The sequence below is a fragment of the Neisseria bergeri genome (assembly GCA_003044455.1).
Lineage (GTDB): Bacteria > Pseudomonadota > Gammaproteobacteria > Burkholderiales > Neisseriaceae > Neisseria > Neisseria bergeri.
The window spans coordinates 87,672-108,561 of record POWY01000001.1 but is presented as its reverse complement, the minus strand read 5'-3'; the positions used below and the strand labels follow the sequence as shown (position 1 = coordinate 108,561).

At 51.2% G+C, this 20,890-nt stretch carries 22 protein-coding genes; 15 read left to right on the top strand and 7 right to left on the bottom strand.

Translation table 11 applies throughout. The annotated features are described in order from the left end of the window. Positions 1–9: 9 nt before the first annotated feature. The 11 genes from DBY86_RS00605 (at position 10) to nqrM (ending at position 10,725) form a co-directional block, all read left to right on the top strand. Positions 10–615, top strand: a complete 606-nt coding sequence (locus DBY86_RS00605; protein WP_107818518.1) for a DUF1415 domain-containing protein — start codon at positions 10–12, stop codon at positions 613–615. After that, positions 612–971, top strand: a complete 360-nt coding sequence (locus DBY86_RS00600) for a YbaN family protein (protein ID WP_107818517.1) — start codon at positions 612–614, stop codon at positions 969–971. The genes DBY86_RS00605 and DBY86_RS00600 overlap by 4 nt, the downstream gene beginning before the upstream one ends. 359 nt (positions 972–1,330) lie before the next feature. Next, entirely contained in the window at positions 1,331–2,752 is a 1,422-nt protein-coding gene (locus tag DBY86_RS00590; protein ID WP_107818516.1) for a sodium:proton antiporter, read from the top strand. Positions 2,753–2,996: 244 nt separating this feature from the next. Then, entirely contained in the window at positions 2,997–4,340 is a 1,344-nt protein-coding gene (locus tag DBY86_RS00585) for a Na(+)-translocating NADH-quinone reductase subunit A (protein ID WP_107818515.1), read from the top strand. A 2-nt stretch (positions 4,341–4,342) separates the two neighbouring features. After that, entirely contained in the window at positions 4,343–5,575 is a 1,233-nt protein-coding gene (locus DBY86_RS00580; protein ID WP_107818514.1) for an NADH:ubiquinone reductase (Na(+)-transporting) subunit B, read from the top strand. After that, on the top strand, positions 5,568–6,344 hold the full coding sequence (locus DBY86_RS00575; protein ID WP_107818513.1) for a Na(+)-translocating NADH-quinone reductase subunit C: 777 nt from the start codon (positions 5,568–5,570) through the stop codon (positions 6,342–6,344). Before DBY86_RS00580 ends, DBY86_RS00575 begins: the two co-directional genes overlap by 8 nt. Next, positions 6,344–6,970: an NADH:ubiquinone reductase (Na(+)-transporting) subunit D gene (locus DBY86_RS00570; protein WP_002214361.1), complete on the top strand. Its 627-nt coding sequence runs from the start codon at positions 6,344–6,346 to the stop codon at positions 6,968–6,970. Before DBY86_RS00575 ends, DBY86_RS00570 begins: the two co-directional genes overlap by 1 nt. 3 nt (positions 6,971–6,973) lie before the next feature. Then, a complete protein-coding gene (gene nqrE, locus DBY86_RS00565; protein WP_002223986.1) occupies positions 6,974–7,567 on the top strand; it encodes an NADH:ubiquinone reductase (Na(+)-transporting) subunit E in 594 nt (197 codons plus the stop codon). 13 nt (positions 7,568–7,580) lie between these two features. Then, complete coding sequence (gene nqrF, locus DBY86_RS00560; protein ID WP_107818512.1) at positions 7,581–8,798, top strand: NADH:ubiquinone reductase (Na(+)-transporting) subunit F; 1,218 nt, start codon at positions 7,581–7,583, stop codon at positions 8,796–8,798. Between the two features lie 632 nt (positions 8,799–9,430). Next, a complete protein-coding gene (locus DBY86_RS00555) occupies positions 9,431–10,486 on the top strand; it encodes an FAD:protein FMN transferase (RefSeq protein ID WP_107818511.1) in 1,056 nt (351 codons plus the stop codon). A 23-nt stretch (positions 10,487–10,509) separates the two neighbouring features. Further along, a complete protein-coding gene (gene nqrM, locus DBY86_RS00550) occupies positions 10,510–10,725 on the top strand; it encodes a (Na+)-NQR maturation NqrM (protein ID WP_025457876.1) in 216 nt (71 codons plus the stop codon). A gap of 227 nt (positions 10,726–10,952) precedes the next feature. On the opposite strand, the gene grpE is transcribed toward nqrM, so the two are convergent. Continuing rightward, positions 10,953–11,540, bottom strand: a complete 588-nt coding sequence (gene grpE / locus DBY86_RS00545; protein ID WP_107818510.1) for a nucleotide exchange factor GrpE — start codon at positions 11,538–11,540, stop codon at positions 10,953–10,955. A gap of 177 nt (positions 11,541–11,717) precedes the next feature. Here grpE and cysE point away from each other — a divergent pair, with 177 nt between their 5' ends. Continuing rightward, entirely contained in the window at positions 11,718–12,536 is an 819-nt protein-coding gene (gene cysE, locus DBY86_RS00535; RefSeq protein ID WP_003712488.1) for a serine O-acetyltransferase, read from the top strand. Here cysE and DBY86_RS13225 read toward each other — a convergent pair. The 6 genes from DBY86_RS13225 to DBY86_RS00515 all read right to left on the bottom strand — a co-directional run bounded on the left by DBY86_RS13225 (position 12,526) and on the right by DBY86_RS00515 (position 16,051). After that, positions 12,526–12,663, bottom strand: a complete 138-nt coding sequence (locus DBY86_RS13225) for a hypothetical protein (RefSeq protein ID WP_199901027.1) — start codon at positions 12,661–12,663, stop codon at positions 12,526–12,528. The two genes, cysE and DBY86_RS13225, sit on opposite strands and share 11 nt — an antisense overlap. Before the next feature lie 60 nt (positions 12,664–12,723). Beyond that, complete coding sequence (gene ubiB / locus DBY86_RS00530; protein WP_107818508.1) at positions 12,724–14,235, bottom strand: ubiquinone biosynthesis regulatory protein kinase UbiB; 1,512 nt, start codon at positions 14,233–14,235, stop codon at positions 12,724–12,726. Positions 14,236–14,269: 34 nt separating this feature from the next. Continuing rightward, the gene (locus tag DBY86_RS00525) at positions 14,270–14,734 is read right to left on the bottom strand and encodes a peptidase (RefSeq protein ID WP_107818507.1); all 465 of its coding nucleotides are present in this window, start codon (positions 14,732–14,734) and stop codon (positions 14,270–14,272) included. After that, positions 14,731–14,877, bottom strand: a complete 147-nt coding sequence (locus DBY86_RS13220; RefSeq protein WP_003709540.1) for a hypothetical protein — start codon at positions 14,875–14,877, stop codon at positions 14,731–14,733. Before DBY86_RS13220 ends, DBY86_RS00525 begins: the two co-directional genes overlap by 4 nt. A 16-nt stretch (positions 14,878–14,893) precedes the next feature. Beyond that, positions 14,894–15,232 (bottom strand): iron-sulfur cluster insertion protein ErpA, encoded by a 339-nt coding sequence (erpA, locus tag DBY86_RS00520; RefSeq protein ID WP_002219692.1) that lies wholly within the window; start codon positions 15,230–15,232, stop codon positions 14,894–14,896. Between the two features lie 132 nt (positions 15,233–15,364). Next, positions 15,365–16,051, bottom strand: a complete 687-nt coding sequence (locus DBY86_RS00515) for a S24 family peptidase (protein WP_107818506.1) — start codon at positions 16,049–16,051, stop codon at positions 15,365–15,367. A 186-nt stretch (positions 16,052–16,237) separates the two neighbouring features. Between DBY86_RS00515 and DBY86_RS00510 the strand changes: the two genes are divergently transcribed. From DBY86_RS00510 to DBY86_RS00500, 3 genes are all read left to right on the top strand, one after another. Further along, a complete protein-coding gene (locus DBY86_RS00510) occupies positions 16,238–16,510 on the top strand; it encodes a hypothetical protein (protein WP_107818505.1) in 273 nt (90 codons plus the stop codon). Positions 16,511–16,717: 207 nt separating this feature from the next. Further along, complete coding sequence (gene dnaK / locus DBY86_RS00505; RefSeq protein WP_107818504.1) at positions 16,718–18,646, top strand: molecular chaperone DnaK; 1,929 nt, start codon at positions 16,718–16,720, stop codon at positions 18,644–18,646. Positions 18,647–19,012: 366 nt separating this feature from the next. Beyond that, positions 19,013–20,878: a porin family protein gene (locus tag DBY86_RS00500; RefSeq protein WP_107818503.1), complete on the top strand. Its 1,866-nt coding sequence runs from the start codon at positions 19,013–19,015 to the stop codon at positions 20,876–20,878. Positions 20,879–20,890 lie beyond the last annotated feature (12 nt).

The window sequence follows — 20,890 nt, the reverse complement described above, 5'->3', positions numbered from 1 at the left end:
CACATTTACATGACAATAATGAATATCAATACTTCCGAAAATAAAGATGCTGTTGCCGAACACACCGGACAATGGTTGGAAAAAGCCGTCATCGGTCTGAACCTGTGTCCCTTTGCCAAAGCCCCCCACGTTAAAAACCTTGTCCGCATCGCAATCAGCGAAGCCAAACACCTTGACGGTTTTTTGGAAGACTTGGACGAAGAACTGCAGCGACTGGGCAATACGCCCGCCACCGAACTGGAAACCACCCTGCTGGTTCACCCGACCCTATTCCCCGATTTCGACGTATTCAACGATATGCTCGACATTGCCGATGCCGCCGTTGTCGAAAACGGCTTGGAAGGCATCGTCCAAATCGCACCGTTCCATCCCCAATTCCGCTTTCAGAATACCGAACCCGACGACATCGGCAACTACACCAACCGTTCTCCCTATCCGACGCTGCACCTCATCCGAGAAGACAGCATTGCCAAAGCTGCGCAAGCCTTTCCCGACGCTTCAGCAATATTCGAACGCAATATCGCCCTGCTGGAAAAAATGGGGCATGAAGGTTGGGAAAAACTGGGGATTTCGCAATGTCCGTTTACCCGCAATAAACAGCAGGGTGAAAAATGATACGCTACCTGTTGATTGCCTGCGGCTGCATTTCCCTGCTGCTGGGGATAATCGGCATTTTTTTGCCGCTGTTGCCGACCACGCCGTTCGTACTGCTCTCCGCCGCCTGCTGGGCAAAGGCATCCCCGCGTTTTCACCGCTGGCTGCACCGGCACCGTTATTTCGGCCCGATGGTTCATAACTGGGAACAAAACGGCGCAGTACCGCGCAAAGCCAAGATTTTCGCCATCAGCATGATGACCGCATCCTGCCTGATGATGTTTTGGCAGTTCCCCCAACGCTGGTGGGTAGGCGCAATTTCATCGGTTTTCTGTTCCCTTGTCGCCATATGGATGTGGCGCAGGCCCGAATCTTGAATGCCGTCTGAAAGGGATAAGGGCAAACAAACGGACGGGGCAAACCTGCTTCATTGCAAATATATGTTAAAATAAATTCATTTTTCGTTTTTGATAGATTATTTATTAAAGATATATATTTCTTTGTTTTAAATAAAATTATTTATCAAAAAGAACATATATTCCCAAGCACGGCCAATCCCCCTTCCCGCCGCCTTCCGGTTTGGGAAACTGGTTTATCCTAATTATTTACTTTACAATCAATCGGAAAACTTTTTTCAAAAACAAACAGGCAGCACAGTCCGCCTATGTCCGGGCGGCACGAAGCCTGTATCACTCCCGCGCTCCGCGCAAGGCAGTGCTTGAATCGAGGAAACACGATGCGCCACCTACCCCTGTTTTCACTAATGCTTTTCCCGGCATCGGTTTACGCCGCAAATTTGGACGGCGCAAACCTAAACCTGCTGTGGGGTCTGCCCTTTGCCCTGATTTTGCTGTCTATCGCATTGGGCCCCTTGTTTTTTTCGCATACATGGCATCACCATTACGGCAAAATCACCGCCTTTTGGACATTGCTCTTCCTCATCCCGTTCAGTTTGGTTTTTGGCGCGTCCGCCGGCATACATACCGTCGCACACGCATTAATCGAAGAATATATCCCCTTTATCCTGCTGCTGCTTGCCCTGTACACCATTTCAGGCGGCATTTTGGTTTGGGGCGACTTGAACGGCACACCCAAGCTCAACACCGCCCTGCTTGCCGTCGGCACGGCACTGGCTTCAATTATGGGCACGACCGGCGCGGCAATGCTGATGATCCGTCCGCTGCTGAAAGCCAATCAAACCCGTGCCCAACGCGTGCACATCGTCATCTTCTTCATTTTCTTGGTTGCAAACATCGGCGGCGGCCTGACCCCTTTGGGCGACCCCCCACTCTTCCTCGGCTTCCTCAAAGGCGTAGATTTCATGTGGACGGTCAAACATATGCTTACCCCTGTCCTGATCAGCACCGCCGTCCTGTTGACCGCCTTCTATTTCATCGACAACCGTTTCTTCAAACAGGAAAACATTGCACAAGATACACCGGCACAACAGGAAAAACCCGAAAAAATCGCCATCTTCGGCAAATGGAACTTCCTCCTGCTGACAGGCGTGGTCGGCGCGGTTCTAATGTCCGGTCTTTGGAAACCCGAACACCCGGGATTTGAAATCCTCGGCAGCCGTTACGCCCTGCAAAACCTCGTCCGCGATGTCATCCTGATTGCATTGACCGCCGTATCTATGGCAATCACGCCCAAACAAGTCCGCGCAGGCAACGAATTCAACTTTGAACCCATCGCCGAAGTGGGCAAACTCTTCCTCGGCATCTTCATCACCATCTTCCCCGTCCTGAGCATTCTGAAAGCAGGCGAGGCAGGCGCGCTGGGCGGGGTGGTATCGCTGGTTCACGATACGGCAGGCCATCCGATCAATACGATGTATTTTTGGATGAGCGGCATATTGTCGGCATTCTTGGATAACGCGCCCACTTATCTCGTGTTTTTCAATATGGCGGGCGGCGATGCCCAAGCCTTGATGACGGGACCCCTGTTCCATACCCTGCTGGCCGTTTCTATGGGTTCGGTATTTATGGGCGCACTGACCTACATCGGCAACGCGCCGAACTTTATGGTCAAAGCCATTGCCGAACAGCGCGGCGTACCGATGCCGACTTTCTTCGGCTATATGATGTGGTCGGTTGCTTTCCTGATACCCGTCTTCATCATCCACACCCTTGTCTTTTTCGTTTTCAAACTGCTGTAAACGCTATGCCGTCTGAACCTTCAGACGGCATTTTAAATTTCAGCATAATCAAATCGATATTCCCCCTTCCGACAATTAAAAACGGCTTCCGCAAGGAAAAAAGCGGCAAATCTGACAAACAGGTACAATTCCTGATAAAATCTAACACTTTGCTACATTAATTTATTCAATGCTTTTGATGCCCCGCGACACCGTATCAAAAACACGCCGTTTTTACCTTAACCATCACAAGTAATGCAAATCTATGATTAAAATCAAAAAAGGTCTAGACCTGCCCATCGCAGGCAGACCGGAGCAAGTCATTTATGACGGTCCGGCCATTACCGAAGTCGCGTTGCTTGGCGAAGAATATGCCGGTATGCGCCCCTCGATGAAAGTCAAGGAAGGCGATGCCGTCAAAAAAGGCCAAGTGCTGTTTGAAGACAAAAAGAATCCGGGCGTAGTATTTACTGCTCCGGTTTCAGGCAAAATCGCCGCGATTCACCGTGGCGAAAAGCGCGTACTTCAGTCGGTCGTGATTGCCGTTGAAGGCAACGACGAAATCGAGTTTGAACGCTACGCGCCCGAAGCGTTGGCAAACTTAAGCGGCGAAGAAGTGCGCCGCAACCTGATTCAATCCGGTTTGTGGACTGCGCTGCGTACCCGTCCGTTCAGCAAAATCCCTGCCGTCGATGCCGAGCCGTTCGCCATCTTCGTCAATGCGATGGACACTAACCCGCTGGCTGCCGATCCCGTGGTCGTTATCAAAGAAGCCGCCGAAGACTTCAAACGCGGTCTGTTGGTATTAAGCCGCCTGACCGAACGTAAAATCCATGTGTGTAAAGCAGCCGGTGCGGACGTGCCGTCTGAAAACGCCGCCAACATTGAAACGCACGAATTCGGCGGCCCGCATCCCGCGGGTTTGAGCGGCACACACATTCATTTCATCGAGCCGGTCGGTGCGAACAAAACCGTTTGGACCATCAATTATCAAGATGTAATTGCCATTGGCCGTTTGTTTGCAACAGGCCGTCTGAACACCGAGCGCGTGATTGCTTTGGGTGGTTCTCAAGTCAACAAACCGCGCCTCTTGCGTACCGTTTTGGGTGCGAAAGTATCGCAAATTACTGCGGGCGAATTGGTTGATGCAGACAACCGCGTCATTTCCGGTTCGGTATTGAACGGCGCGATTGCGCAAGGCGCGCACGATTACCTCGGCCGCTACCACAATCAGATTTCCGTTATCGAAGAAGGCCGCAGCAAAGAGCTGTTCGGCTGGGTTGCGCCGCAGCCGGACAAATACTCGATTACGCGCACGACCCTCGGCCATTTCCTGAAAAACAAACTCTTCAAGTTCACGACAGCCGTCAACGGCGGCGACCGCGCCATGGTGCCGATCGGTACTTACGAGCGCGTGATGCCGCTGGACATCCTGCCTACCCTGCTTCTGCGCGATTTAATCGTCGGCGACACCGACAGCGCGCAGGCTTTGGGTTGCTTGGAATTGGACGAAGAAGACCTCGCTTTGTGCAGCTTCGTCTGCCCGGGTAAATACGAATACGGCCCGCTGTTGCGCAAGGTGCTGGAAACCATTGAGAAGGAAGGCTGATTATGGGCTTGAAACATTTTCTTGAAAAAATCGAACCGCACTTCCTGCCGGGCGGCAAACATGAAAAATGGTATGCCCTCTACGAAGCTGCGGCGACGATTTTCTATACATCCGGCGCGGTAACGCGCAAAGCGGCACACGTCCGCGACGCGCTCGACTCCAAGCGCATGATGATTTTGGTGTGGCTGGCTTTGTTCCCCGCTATGTTTTACGGTATGTACAACGTCGGCGTACAGGCATTCGGTGCCTTAACGCCCGATTTGCTGCAACAAAGCATCGCCAACGACTGGCATTACGCCCTTGCCGACGCTTTGGGCATCAATATGTCGTCTGAAGCGGGCGTGTTGGGCAAAATGCTCTTCGGCGCGATTTTCTTCCTGCCGATTTACGCGACTGTATTTGTTGTGGGCGGCTTCTGGGAAGTCTTGTTCGCCACCGTGCGCAAACACGAAATCAACGAAGGTTTCTTTGTTACTTCGATTCTGTTTGCCTTAATTGTTCCGCCCACGCTGCCGCTGTGGCAGGCTGCATTGGGCATTACCTTCGGCGTGGTGGTTGCAAAAGAAGTATTCGGCGGTACGGGTAAAAACTTCATGAACCCTGCGCTGGCAGGGCGTGCCTTCCTGTTCTTCGCCTACCCCGCCAACCTGAGCGGCGATGCGGTTTGGACGGCGGTTGACGGCTATTCCGGTGCCACTGCTTTAGCGCAATGGGCGGCACACGGTGCAGACGGCCTGAAAAACGCCGTAACCGGTCAAACCATCACTTGGATGGACGCGTTTATCGGCAAACTGCCCGGCTCCATTGGCGAAGTCTCCACTTTGGCACTCTTAATCGGCGGCGCGTTTATCGTGTTTGCCCGCATCGCTTCTTGGCGCATTATTGCCGGCGTGATGATCGGTATGATTGCAATGTCTTCGCTGTTCAACTTCATCGGTTCGGACACCAACGCTATGTTTGCTATGCCTTGGTACTGGCATTTGGTCGTCGGCGGCTTCGCCATCGGTATGCTGTTTATGGCGACCGACCCTGTTTCCGCTTCCTTTACCAATGTCGGCAAATGGTGGTACGGCGCGCTGATCGGCGTGATGTGCGTGTTGATCCGCGTGGTCAACCCTGCTTACCCCGAAGGCATGATGTTGGCGATTCTGTTTGCCAACCTGTTTGCCCCGATTTTCGACTATTTCGTCGCACAAGCGAACATCAAACGCAGAAAGGCGCGCAGCAATGGCTAAGAAATTCGATAAAGACAGCTTCAGCGGCACGCTGATTGTCGTGTTGGCGGTCAGCCTGATTTGCTCGGTCATCGTTGCCGGTGCGGTCGTCGGCTTGAAACCCATCCAAGAGAAACAAAAACTCCAAGACAAACAAGGCTATATCTTGAGCGTAGCCGGTTTGATGGATAAAAACACCGACATTAGCAAAACCTTTGCCGAGCGTATCGAGCAACGTGTCGTGGACTTGGCGACCGGCGAATATGTGAAAGACGCGCCGAAAGACTTCAGCGCGCGCATTGCCGGCAAAGACCCCGCGCAAAGCATCCAAATCAAACCTGAAGACGATTTGGCAGGCATCAAAAGCCGTGCCAAATACACCGAGGTTTATTTGGTAAAAGGCGAAGACGGCAAAATCGGCCAAATCATCCTGCCGATGCACGGCAACGGTTTGTGGTCGGTCATGTACGGCTTTGTCGCCATCCAACCCGACGGCAACACCATCAACGGCATTACCTACTACGAGCAAGGCGAAACCCCGGGCTTGGGCGGCGAAATCGGCAATCCTTTGTGGCAGCAAAAATTCGTCGGCAAAAAACTGTTTGACGGACAAGGCAAACTCGCCCTGCACGTCGGCAAAGGCGCGGGTTCGGACAAAGAACACGGCGTAGATGCCCTCTCCGGCGCATCGCTGACATCCAAAGGCGTGCAAGGTTCGTTCGCCTACTGGTTCGGCGAAAACGGCTATATCCCCTACCTGAACAAATTGAAATCAGCAGGAGCGCAATAATGGCTGATATGAAACGCTTGAAACATTTGATGTTTTCACCCTTTATCGACAACAACCCGATTGCCTTGCAGGTTTTGGGTATTTGTTCGGCTTTGGCGGTTACCACCAAACTTCAGACGGCCATCGTGATGGGTATTTCCGTAGCTTTGGTAACCGGTTTTTCCAGCTTCTTCATTTCGCTGGTACGCAACTACATCCCCAACAGCATCCGTATTATCGTGCAAATGGCGATTATCGCGTCACTGGTTACGCTGGTCGACCAACTCTTGCAGGCATTTGCCTACGAATTGTCCAAACAGCTTTCCGTATTCGTCGGTCTGATTATTACCAACTGTATCGTGATGGGCCGCGCCGAAGCATTTGCGATGAAAGAGCCGCCGCTGGAAAGCCTGATCGACGGCATCGGCAACGGCGCGGGCTACGGGATGATGCTGCTTGTCGTCGCCACCGTCCGCGAACTGATCGGCTCGGGCAAGCTCTTGGGCTACACCGTTTTCCAAACCGTGCAGGACGGCGGCTGGTATCAGACCAACGGCCTCTTCCTGCTCGCCCCCAGCGCGTTCTTCATCATCGGCTTTTTGATTTGGGGACTGCGTACTTGGAAACCCGAACAGGCGGAGGAATAAGCTATGGAACACTATTTGAGCCTCTTCATCAAATCCGTCTTCATTGAAAATATGGCGCTATCCTTCTTTTTGGGTATGTGCACGTTTTTGGCGGTATCCAAAAAAGTATCCACCGCATTCGGTTTGGGTGTGGCGGTAATTTTCGTACTCGGGCTGTCCGTCCCTGCCAACCAACTCGTTTACTCGCTGCTCAAAGACGGCGCGATTGTCGAAGGCGTGGATTTGACCTTTTTGAAATTCATCACCTTCATCGGCGTGATTGCCGCTTTGGTACAGATTTTGGAAATGTTCTTGGACAAATTCGTCCCAGCCCTCTACAACGCATTGGGTATCTACCTGCCGCTGATTACCGTAAACTGCGCGATTTTCGGTGCCGTATCGTTTATGGCGCAACGCGAATACAACTTCGGCGAGTCCGTCGTGTACGGCTTCGGCGCAGGCCTGGGCTGGATGTTGGCGATTGTCGCTTTGGCGGGCATTACCGAAAAAATGAAATATTCGGACGCTCCCAAAGGCCTCAAAGGCTTGGGCATTACCTTTATCGCCGCAGGCCTGATGGCGATGGCGTTTATGTCGTTCTCCGGCATCCAGTTATAAGAAAGGGACCGGTATGGAGATTATTTTAGGTATTGTGATGTTTACCGTCATCGTTTTGGTTTTGGCACTGATGATTCTGTTTGCCAAATCCAAGTTGGTGAGCGAAGGCGACATCACCATCAAAGTCAACGGCGAAAAAGAGCTGACGATGCCCGCCGGCGGCAAACTCTTGGGCGCGCTTGCCAACGAAGGCATCTTTATCCCCTCCGCCTGCGGCGGGGGCGGTTCGTGCGGTCAGTGCCGCGTCGTCGTAAAAAGCGGCGGCGGCGACATCCTGCCGACCGAGCTGTCCCACATCAACAAACGCGAAGCGCGCGAAGGCTGCCGGCTGTCGTGCCAAGTCAACGTCAAAACCGATATGGAGATTGAAGTCCCCGAAGAAGTGTTCGGCGTGAAAAAATGGGAATGTACCGTCATCTCCAATGACAACAAAGCCACGTTCATTAAAGAACTCAAGCTTGCCATTCCGGAAGGCGAAGAAGTGCCTTTCCGCGCCGGCGGCTACATCCAAATCGAAGCCCCGCCGCACACTGTTGCCTACAAAGACTTCGACATTCCTGAGGAATATCACGAAGACTGGGACAAATACAATCTGTGGCAATACGTTTCCAAAGTGGACGAACCGATTTTGCGCGCCTACTCTATGGCTTCATACCCTGAAGAAAAAGGCATCATTATGCTGAACGTGCGTATCGCCACGCCGCCTCCGCGCGTACCCGATGCGCCTCCGGGACAAATGTCGTCTTACATCTGGTCGCTCAAACCCGGCGACAAAGTTACGATTTCCGGCCCGTTCGGCGAATTTTTCGCCAAAGACACCGATGCCGAAATGGTATTTATCGGCGGCGGTGCGGGTATGGCTCCGATGCGTTCCCACATTTTCGACCAGTTGAAACGTTTGAACTCCAAACGTAAGATTACCTTCTGGTACGGCGCACGTTCCAAACGCGAGATGTTCTATGTCGAAGACTTTGACCAACTCGCGGCAGAATTCCCGAACTTCACGTGGCACGTCGCCCTGTCCGATCCGCTGCCGGAAGACAACTGGGACGGCTACACAGGCTTCATCCACAACGTGGTTTACGAAAACCACCTGAAAAACCACGAAGCACCGGAAGACTGCGAATTTTATATGTGCGGCCCCCCGATTATGAACCAGTCCGTCATTAAAATGCTCAAAGACTTGGGCGTGGAAGACGAAAACATCCTCTTGGACGATTTCGGCGGTTAAATATTCGGCTTCAAACACAAAAGGAAGAAACCTCGGTTTCTTCCTTTTTTTTATCCGATACCGTCCGAACACCCTTCAGACGGCATCCGCCCATACCCGTATCAATATCGTTGAACTTCCATTTTTACCCTGCGGCGGATGTGCGGTTAAATATTTTGGCGGAAAAGCAAAGAAGTATACTTCTTTTTAGTTATGGTTGATTCCATAACTAAAAAAGTATCGATAAACTCATTTTGCGAGGTACGGATAATGTCTGACAGCTTTGAAAACAGCCCCGAATACGATGATTGGATTGAATCGGGCGGTCGTGATGAAGATTACGAATACTACTACAACAAATGGCAACGCAGGACGCGCTGACCATTAAACCCTGACAAACCGGTTGGTAAAACACCGGTTTGTTTTTTATAGTGGATTAAATTTAAACCAGTACGGCGTTGCCTCGCCTTGCCGTACTATTTGTACTGTCTGCGGCTTCGTCGCCTTGTCCTGATTTAAATTTAATCCACTATATTACCGCCACCCAAACGACGGGCGATGCCGCCCGAACACCCTTCAGACGGCATCGGCATAGAAACATATCGGCCATTTTGCGATATAATTCAAGCCATTTGCCAAAACCGTCAAACACTATGCCGTCTGAAACACGCCTGCCGAACCTTATCCGCGCCTTGATATTTGCCCTGGGTTTCATCTTCCTGAACGCCTGTTCGGAACAAACCGCGCAAACCGTTACCCTGCAAGGCGAAACGATGGGCACGACCTATACCGTCAAATACCTTTCAAATAATCGGGACAAACTCCCCTCACCTGCCGAAATACAAAAGCGCATCGATGACGCGCTTAAAGAAGTCAACCGGCAGATGTCCACCTATCAGCCCGACTCCGAAATCAGCCGGTTCAACCAACACACAGCCGGCAAGCCCCTCCGCATTTCAAGCGACTTCGCACACGTTACCGCCGAGGCCGTCCGCCTGAACCGCCTGACACACGGCGCGCTGGACGTAACTGTCGGCCCCTTGGTCAACCTTTGGGGATTCGGCCCCGACAAATCCGTTACCCGTGAACCGTCGCCGGAACAAATCAAACAGGCGGCATCTTATACGGGCATAGACAAAATCATTTTGAAACAAGGCAAAGATTACGCCTCCTTGAGCAAAACCCACCCCAAGGCCTATTTGGATTTATCTTCGATTGCCAAAGGCTTCGGCGTTGATAAAGTTGCGGGCGAACTGGAAAAATACGGCATTCAAAATTATCTGGTCGAAATCGGCGGCGAGTTGCACGGCAAAGGCAAAAACGCGCGCGGCGAACCGTGGCGCATCGGCATCGAACAGCCCAATATCGTCCAAGGCGGCAATACGCAGATTATCGTCCCGCTGAACAACCGTTCGCTTGCCACTTCCGGCGATTACCGTATTTTCCACGTCGATAAAAGCGGCAAACGCCTCTCCCACATCATCAACCCGAACAACAAACGCCCCATCAGCCACAACCTCGCCTCCATCAGCGTGGTCGCAGACAGTGCAATGACGGCGGACGGCTTGTCCACAGGATTATTTGTTTTAGGAGAAACCGAAGCCCTGAAGCTGGCAGAGCGCGAAAAACTCGCCATTTTCCTGATTGTCAGGGATAAAGGCGGCTACCGCACCGCCATGTCTTCCGAATTTGAAAAACTGCTCCGTTAAACACACACCGATTGGGAAACACTATGAAAACCCTGCTCCTCACCTTCGGCATCTTCCTGACCGTCATCATCGGTATGGCGGTCGGCTATATTTTCTCCAAACGCACCATCAAAGGCAGTTGCGGCGGCATTACCGCCTTGGGTATGAAAAAAATGTGCGACTGCGACACGCCTTGCGACACCCTGCAAAAGAAACTGGATAAAGAAAAACAGGCAGGCGGCATACGGGTTGACCGTTAACGCCGAAATATAGTGGATTAAATTTAAACCAGTACAGCGTTGCCTCGCCTTGTCGTACTATTTGTACTGTCTGCGGCTTCGTCGCCTTGTCCTGATTTTTGTTAATCCACTATAAAATGCCGTCTGAAGCCCGACAGGCGGGTTCAGACGGCATTGCCGTTTTACTTCAATCGGTTCATACGCAAAACGCGCTTCAGGAAATAAATCAGATTATTCCCCAGACGCCTTCAGGCTTCCTTCTGTGCCACCGTAACCATAGCCGGGCGCAACACGCGGTCGGACAGCGTATAACCCTTCTTCATCACGCCGACCACGGTATTGGGTTCCTGCTCACTGGCCACCGCCTGCATCGCCTGATGGATATTCGGATTGAGCTTGTCGCCCGCTTTAGGGTTGATTTCCTTGATTTGCGTGGCATCAAATGCTTTCTGCAACTCGTTCAAAGTCATCTGCACGCCCATTTTCAGCGCATCGAAATTGCCGCTCTGATCCAAAAGCGCCATTTCCAGATAATCCTTGACCGGCAGCATTTCCACGGCAAACTTCTGTCCGGCGAACTTGTGCGTATCGGCAATTTCCTGCTGATGGCGGCGGCGCAGGTTTTGCTCGTTTGCCAAAGCACGCAGCTGCTCGTCTTTCAACTGCGCTTCCAGCTCGGCAATCCGCGCCTGTAAATCCTCATAAGTCGGCTCGGCAGAGACTGGTTCCTGCTCCCCTGCACCATTTTCTGCTGTTTCGGCAGCCTCTACGGTTTCAACTGTTTCCACATTTTCAACCGCCTCTTCACTATTTTGCTGCTGCGTCTGTTCGCTCATATCGTATCCCTTAAAACAAATTGGAAATCAAAATCTGATTGCGCTGAATATAAGGACGCCGGAAAGAAACTTCAAGACGAAACAGAAAATCTCAAACTTATCTCCGAATACCCTACCGCAAAAACCATATAAACGGTAAGATACCGCCGACCTTATGCTTTTCAGACGGCATCCATTATGAAAAAAAACCATTTGAACACAAACGGTTTCGACCTCTGGCACACCATCCGCGAAGAAACCGCGGCCGCCGCCGCCGCCGAACCGATGCTGGCAAGTTTTTTGCACCAAACCGTGTTGCGCCACGAGTCCCTCGGCTCCGTCCTTGCCTACCACCTTTCCAGCAAACTCGGCAGCCCGATTATGGACGTGCGTGCGCTGTTTGAAATCTACCAGCAGGCGTTGGGCAGCGACACCCAAATCGGCAAATGTGTCGAAGCAGACTTAAAAGCCATCTACGAACGCGATCCCGCCTGCGACGAATATTCGCTGCCGCTTTTATATTTCAAAGGCTTCCACGCGATTCAGGCACACCGAATCAACCACCGGCTGTATCTCGACGGGCGCAAAACGCTGGCGTATTTCCTGCAAAACCGTATGTCCGAAGTATTCGGCGTGGACATCCATCCTGCCGCCCGTTTCGGATACGGACTGATGCTCGACCACGCCACAGGCTTTGTTGCCGGCGAGACTGCCGTGTTGGGCAACAACATTTCGATTCTACACGGCGTAACCTTAGGCGGTTCGGGCAAAGAAGGCGGCGACCGCCACCCCAAAATCGGCGACGGCGTGATGATCGGCGCAAACGCCTCAATATTGGGCAATATCCGCATCGGCAGCAATGCCAAAATCGGCGCGGGCAGCGTCGTGGTTTCAGACGTGCCGCCGTCCATCACGGTTGTCGGCGTACCCGCCAAACCCGTGGCGCGATCGCTCAAAACCCCGTCGGCGGATATGGATCAAAATATCCAGTTTGCCGAAATCGACTTTATGATTTGAATATCCGCACCAATGCCGTCTGAAACGCCAAACGGGCTTCAGACGGCATTGCCCGCTTCAAGCCGCCGATGCCGGCACTTGCCAGTCGGACAAAATGCCTTTTATTCGATACACCCGATTCCCACACAACCGGAAATAACCGATTTCCTTATAAACGGGCGGAGTCGGGCGATGATTCGGACAAAGCCTATTTCAAAAGCAAAATCAGCAGCAAAACAACCGCTATCGCCGCCAGCCACAGGCTTTGCCGCTGCTGCACTTTGACCAAATGGATATAGGCATCGCGCATTTCCTGCCGGCGCGCCTCATCGACCAAGGCATTGATTTTGCGCGGCAATGAAGGGATGATTTGCGCCCAGTCGGGGGCTTCGTTTTTGAGGTTGCGCCAAAGGGCTTTGGGGCCGACCTGTTCGTTCATCCAGCGCACCAAAAACGGTTTGGCGGTCTTCCACAAGTCCAAATCGGGATCGAGTTGGCGGCCCAAGCCTTCGATGTTGAGCAGCGTTTTTTGCAGCAATACCAGCTGCGGTTGGATTTCGACGTTGAAGCGGCGGCTGACTTCAAACAGGCGCATCAGTACCAAGCCGAAGGAAATCTGCGAAATCGGTTTGTTGAACACCGGTTCGCAAACGGCGCGGACGGCGGCTTCCAATTCTTCCGCACGCGTGTCGGCAGGTACCCAGCCCGATTCGATGTGGGCGGTGGCGACGCGCCGGTAATCGCGGTTGAAAAAGGCGAGGAAGTTGATGGCGAGATAGCGTTTGTCGTAATCGGTCAGCGTGCCGACGATGCCGAAATCAAGGGCGATGTAGCGGTTGTCGGCGGCGACCAAAATATTGCCGGGGTGCATATCCGCGTGGAAAAAGCCGTCGCGGAAGACTTGCGTGAAAAAGATTTCCACGCCGTAATCGGCGAGTTTGTGCAAATCGATGCCGTCTGCTTTGAGTTTGGCGATGTCGGAAACCGGCGTGCCGTCCATCCATTCGATGGTCAGCACGTCGCTTGTGCAGTAGTCGTAAAACACCTTGGGCACAATCAGCATATTGCTGTTTTGGAAATTGCGTCCGAGCTGTCCGGCATTGGCGGCTTCGCACATCAAATCCAACTCGTCGTGCAGATATTTGTCGAACTCCGCCACCACTTCGTGCGGCTTCAGACGCTTGCCGTCTGAAAACAAGCGTTCGACCCAAGCCGCGCCGAAACGCATCAGCGACAAGTCCTGTTCGATAAGGGGCAAGAGGTTGGGGCGCAAAACTTTGACCGCCACTCGTTCGCCCGAATGCAGGCGGGCTTTGTGTACTTGAGCGATGGACGCACTGGCGACGGGTTCGGTTTCAAATTCCGCATACAGCTTTTCGATGGGCTGCCCCAGCGATTTTTCGATTTGTTCACGCGAAAGCCGCGCGTCAAAAGGCGGTACTTTGTCTTGCAGCTTTGCCAGTTCGACGGCGTAATCGTGCGGAATCAAATCGGGGCGTGTGGACAATACCTGCCCGAACTTGATGAAAATCGGCCCCAGGCTTTCCAAGGCAAGGCGCAGGCGGACGGCGGGCGGTTCGTTTTTCAATTTGGACGACTGCGGCATCATTTTCAGCAGAGCGCATATCCAACCGCTACCCATCAGCGAAGCGCACAGGCCTGCCAGCCGATAGCGGTAAAAAGTCCCGACAATGACCGTCAGGCGTTTCAACCATTTCATATATAAAATCCCGAATACAGCATTTATCGGACAATCAAAAAATCTTACCAAGCAGATAGCCCAAAAAGGCAATCAGCAGCCCGAAAACCAGCGGTTTGATATTGCGGGGCGGCGGTTCGGGTTGCGAAGGTGCGGAAATATCATCTTCCCGCCCGCCGTGAAGTTCAAGATATTCGGGCATTTCCCCATCCGCGCCTTCTCCTTCGCCCTCCCCTTCCTCTGGAGGCACAACCGTTTCCAACTCCATATATCTCCGGGTAATAATATCCAAACCCAAATAGCTGAAATAATCGTGCAACTCTTCCCGTTTCGCCCAAGTGCATTTTTCCTCAACCAGCACTTGCGGTTTGGAATCGAGCGATTCAATCAATCCTTCCGCCTTTTCTTCGCCGAGATTCTCCTTAAGGCACTCCCGGATAAGCCCGCGATCCACTTGGGGCGGGTAGGAAACATATACATCGTACAAATCGTTTCGGTAATCTTTACTCATCTCAATCATAAGGGAACAAATACGCCTGATACCGTTCCGCCCGTTCCTTTCGGGAAACCCGATTCATCTTCAAACAATCGGATTATATGTGAATTCATCCCGATAATATATTTTCCAAAAGTAAAAATGCCGTCTGAACGTTCAGACGGCATCACACGAACCAAGCGGTCATACGGAAAACGACGATCCGCAACCGCAGGTCGTTTCCGCATTGGGATTACGGATGACGAATTGCGAACCCTGCAAACTTTCCGTATAGTCAATTTCCGCACCGACCAGATATTGATAGCTCATCGGATCGACCAAAAAGACCAAACCGTTTTTCTCAATTTCAAAATCGTCGTCGTTTTTGATTTCGTCAAAAGTAAATCCGTACTGGAAACCCGAGCAGCCGCCGCCGTTGACAAAAACCCGCAATTTCAAATCAGGGTTGTTTTCTTCGGCAATCAAATCGGCAACTTTGGCACAGCAGCTGTCAGTAAAAATAATGGGACTTTCATCCGACATGGTGTTATTCCTTAATATAGTATTTTCTGCATTCTCTCTCAAACCCCCTTCAAAGGCAAGCAGGGCTTCGCCTTTGAAAAAGGAATTGTCCCAATAGATAAGTTTGGCCGCCTGCAATTTCAAGCCCCAAACTCAAACTGCCCTGCCGAACCACTCGACACGCCCGATAATCTCCACATCATCGGTCAAGTCGTTCAAATTGATTTCAAAAGCAGGGTAAGCCTCGTTGGCGGAAATGACATTGATAATCCCGCCGGGGACGATTTGCAGGCGTTTGACCAACAAGTTTTCATTAATCCGCAACACATACAGTCCGTCCTTCGGCGTATTCTCGCTATGGTTGACCAAAATTGAATCCCCGTCATTCAAAACCCCCTCCATCGAATCCCCCTTGACGGAAATTACAGACAGGTTTTTCACATCACGGGTAACATAATTCTCAATCCAATGCCGTCTGAACGCCATTGTAAATACCGGTTCCTCATGATCGACAAACTGCCCGTATCCCGCAGCCGCCCGAATATCATATCTCGGCACGAAGACAAACTCGTCAGTATCAACTTCATTGCCCAAGGTATCGTAAGCAAGGGATTTTTTTGGGGCTTCATCCGGAAACGGATTACCCTCCCCCGTCAGCAGCCAATCGATACTACACCCCTTCAACTGCTTGATTTTTTTTAATGTTTCAGACTTCGGCAGACCGCCTTCATTCCATATCCTGCTGAAGCCCGCAATCGTCATTTCAATATCGGATGCGATTTTTGCCTGCTTCGCTTCGCTTTTCCATAAAAAAACCAGTCTGTCTTTAAAGGTTTCCATAAATATCCTTCCGTTCCCCTTCATTCAATCATTTAAAGTAAACATAAAATATATTTTACCTTAGCTATCCAAAAAACGGAATAACTATGATAAACTAAATTTAAGTTATGATTTTCCTTACTTAACGCATAATTTTTCAGATTTTCCATAGGTTTGATCCTGAATTGACAGAAAAAGGATAAAAAAATGAAGAAAACCGGCAAATATCTTATCTATACTACGGCATTTACCGCATTCTGCTTTGCCTTCCAAGAAAACCGTTCTGAAGCCAAACAGCCCGACATCACTTTATCCGCATCCCTGTGCGAACAATTCAATATGCTGAACGCCAAAGATATGGATGCAGAACAAGTCTCCCTTTCCAAAGAATGCGACATCATCGAGTCTTCACACGACTGGGAAAAAGAGTACGGCAACTTGAACGAACAGGAAATGCTCGCCGGCATCGTCTATGAATAAACCTGCCTGCCATTTGAAATATTATGCTGGAATGCATTGGAGCCAAATGTATTAAATCAAATATAAAACCAATATATTCATAAAGTTACATACTTATACCCGTACTGTGGCTTGAAACAGCCCGCCGCCTGCCCTATTTACAGCCCATCGGGACAAAATGTTCCAACATATTTCGCAAAATAAGCAAAATCAAATAGGAGTATCCACATGGCAAAAGTAATCGGTATCGACTTAGGTACAACCAACTCTTGTGTATCCATTTCTGAAAACGGTCAAACCAAAGTTATCGAAAACGCAGAAGGCGCACGCACTACGCCGTCCGTTATCGCTTATTTGGACGGCGGTGAAATCCTCGTCGGCGCACCGGCAAAACGCCAAGCGGTAACCAACGCTAAAAACACTATTTACGCCGCCAAACGTTTGATTGGTCACAAATTTGAAGACAAAGAAGTCCAACGCGACATCGAATCTATGCCTTTTGAAATCATCAAAGCCAACAACGGCGATGCGTGGGTGAAAGCACAAGGCAAAGAGCTGTCTCCTCCCCAAATTTCCGCAGAAGTCCTGCGTAAAATGAAAGAAGCCGCCGAAGCTTACTTGGGCGAAAAAGTAACCGAAGCCGTGATTACCGTTCCGGCCTACTTCAACGACAGCCAACGTCAAGCGACTAAAGACGCAGGTCGCATCGCTGGTTTGGATGTAAAACGCATCATCAACGAACCGACCGCAGCCGCTTTGGCATTCGGTATGGACAAAGGCGACAGCAAAGACCGTAAAATCGCCGTGTATGACTTGGGTGGCGGCACCTTCGATATTTCCATCATCGAAATCGCCAACCTCGACGGCGACAAACAATTTGAAGTTTTGGCAACCAACGGCGACACCTTCTTGGGCGGCGAAGACTTCGACCAACGCTTGATTGACCACATCATCGCCGAGTTCAAAAAAGAACAAGGCATTGATTTGAAACAAGACGTGATGGCTTTGCAACGCCTGAAAGAAGCTGCCGAAAAAGCCAAAATCGAATTGTCCAGCGGTCAGCAAACCGAAATCAACCTGCCATACATCACCATGGACGCAACCGGTCCGAAACACTTGGCGATGAAAATTACCCGCGCCAAATTCGAGAGCCTGGTTGAAGACCTGATTGCCCGCTCTATCGAACCTTGCAAAATCGCATTGAAAGATGCCGGCTTGAGCACCGGCGACATCGACGACGTGATTTTGGTCGGCGGTCAGTCCCGTATGCCGAAAGTACAAGAAGCCGTTAGAGACTTCTTCGGCAAAGAACCGCGCAAAGACGTGAACCCTGACGAAGCCGTTGCCGTAGGCGCGGCGATTCAAGGCGAAGTATTGAGCGGCGGCCGCAGCGATGTATTGCTGCTGGACGTAACGCCCCTGTCTTTGGGTATCGAAACCATGGGCGGCGTGATGACCAAGCTGATTCAGAAGAACACCACCATCCCGACCAAAGCGTCGCAAGTGTTCTCTACCGCCGAAGACAACCAAAGCGCAGTAACCATCCATGTGCTGCAAGGCGAACGCGAACGCGCCTCCGCCAACAAATCTTTGGGTCAGTTCAACTTGGGCGACATCGCACCCGCACCGCGCGGCATGCCGCAAATCGAAGTAACCTTCGACATTGACGCCAATGGGATCCTGCACGTTTCCGCCAAAGACAAAGGCACAGGCAAAGCCGCCAACATCACCATCCAAGGTTCTTCAGGTTTGAGCGAAGAAGAAATCGAACGCATGGTGAAAGATGCCGAAGCCAATGCCGAGGAAGATAAAAAACTGACTGAATTGGTCGCTTCCCGCAACCAAGCCGAAGCCCTGATTCACTCCGTGAAAAAATCTTTGACCGACTACGGCGACAAACTCGACGCAGCCGAGAAAGAAAAAATCGAAGCCGCGCTGAAAGAAGCCGAAGAAGCCGTGAAAGGCGACGACAAAGCCGCCATCGATGCCAAAGCCGAAGCTTTGGGTGCAGCCAGCCAAAAACTGGGCGAAATGGTTTACGCACAAGCGCAAGCCGAAGCCCAAACCGGCGAGGACGCACAAGCGGACGCATCATCCCAAAAAGACGATGACGTGGTCGATGCAGACTTTACCGAAGTTAAAGACGACAAAAAATAATTGATGCCGTCTGAAAAAAGCGCGAACCGTTTGGTTCGCGCTTTTTTAGGCTGTGTTTTAATATAGTACCGACAGGCATACTCGGCTTCAAGGTATTTAATAGGATAGGTTTCTACCCAACCGAAAAAATAATTTTCTTTTCCCTGACAAATAGTTGCAATCAACGGATTATTAAAATACAGCCTTTTTTATCAGCCGCGGCAAAAACGACAGTATGGCAACAGTTCCAAATCAATCTGCTGCTACGCTCCAAAAATCAAGTTTCAACCGATGTATCATGCTCTAGGCGTTTTTATATCATTTTCTTATTTACTTAAATTTTTTTTAATAGGATAATAAATAATAATTATTATCATGAGATAAGAAATGAAACTAAATACTCTCACATGGGCTTTGATGACCGTTTTGTCCGTTGCTCCATCTTGGGCAGAACAACTGGCAAATACTGAAGAAATACAATCCGTCAAAACCTTCTCCCCTCCCAAACCGATTGCACCGACCGCAGCGCAAGGCTATTTCCCCGAAAACCAATTCGACCGCTCCGACCGCAGCGATCATTACTTTGTTACCGAAAACATAGACCAAGCCTTCCGTCCGCTGAAGGCAAACAGCGGTTTTTACGGCAAAAGTTTTTACAATTCCGTTACCGCGAAAGCGCGTGGGGCGAATGTTTACGGCATTGCCAATATCAACCATACCAAGGCAAACGGCTATAAAGACGGCGACGGCAATCAGACCGATTGGAAATACAGCCGCTTCAATCAGGCTTTGGTACTCGGTTTCGTGCCGTCTGAAAATCAAGAATACCGCCTCACTTATCTGCACGACGACATCAACAACGACCGCCAACCGCAGTTCGTCAACGACGCATTGGACACCGAACGCCACATCGCCAAACTCAACGCGCGTTGGGGCAATGCAGATTTGAGCAATACGGTCAGCGCGGAAGCAGGCATCATCAAACTCAAACGCCATGCCGACAATTACTCCCTGCGTCCAAACAATACGCAGCAGAAAGTGTTCGTAGAACTTGACCGCAAAGTGTACGACTTCTCGCTCAAACACGACGCGGATTTCGGCAAATTCCACAACAACGCCGCCGTCAGCTACCGCAACGACAGCCAAAACGGCGAGCGCAACGCCCACACTCCCATGCGCGATTTCCTCAACGGCTACCGTTTCGCCGATGTACACCTCGACCGCTGGCGCATTACCGATACCCTGTCTTACAAGTTCAACGACCAACACAAACTGGACTTGGGCTTAAGCTACGAAATCAACGAAGCGGACGTACGCAAAAATACGGCGCAGCCCGCCCATCCGATGAACCGCAATCTCGCCTTCGCCTCATCACAACAAATCTGGAAAACCCATTACGGCTACGACTTCAACGGCAAAGTGCGCCGTCATGCTTTGTCGGGCGAACTCAAATACGATTTCACGCCGTCTGAAACGCAAAAATACAGCGTTTCCCTTGCTCACTTAGAACGCATCGGCGACAACACCGAACGCTTCAACTCGCTTGCCACCATCGCAGGCAATCCCCTGCTGAAAACTGAAAAACACAACCGCATCAAGCTCACCGCCGACAGCCGCAACGACTACTACAACGGCTATATGAACTCGCTCGCAGGCGCGGGATGGAACGTGGGCGGCACGCTTGTAGCGGACAAAGTCAAAGACCTGATTATTTTTGACCGCGCACGCGGACAAAGCGGTATTTCATCCAAAGGCAACGGCATCATCACACGCAATGTCGATGCGCGCCTGTTCACCGCACAGGCCTACGCGCGTTACAACTTCAATCCGCATTGGGCGGCAGGCATTAAAGCCACCTACAACTACGGACACAATGAAACCGACGGTAGACCGCTCTATCAAATCCGTCCGTTTGAAGCCGCCGTCCAAGCCGACTACAAAAACTACTTTGCCCACGGCAGCTACAACATCGGCGCCGCAACACGCTTTGTCGCCAAACAAACGCGCGGCGATTTTGACGCGGCAAGCGGTCTGGGCATAGACAAACGCGAAGCCGCCAAAGGCTTTACCGTTGCCGACCTTTACGCAGGCGTAAACATCAAAGACAAATACGGCTTACGCTTGGGCGTGAACAACGTGTTCAACAAAAAATACGCCGAACACATCAGCGGCGACCACGTCCTCGCCCTGTCGCCCAGCGTAGTGTATGCACCGGGCAGGACATATTGGTTGAGTTTGCATGCGGCGTTTTAAAATCAGGCCGTC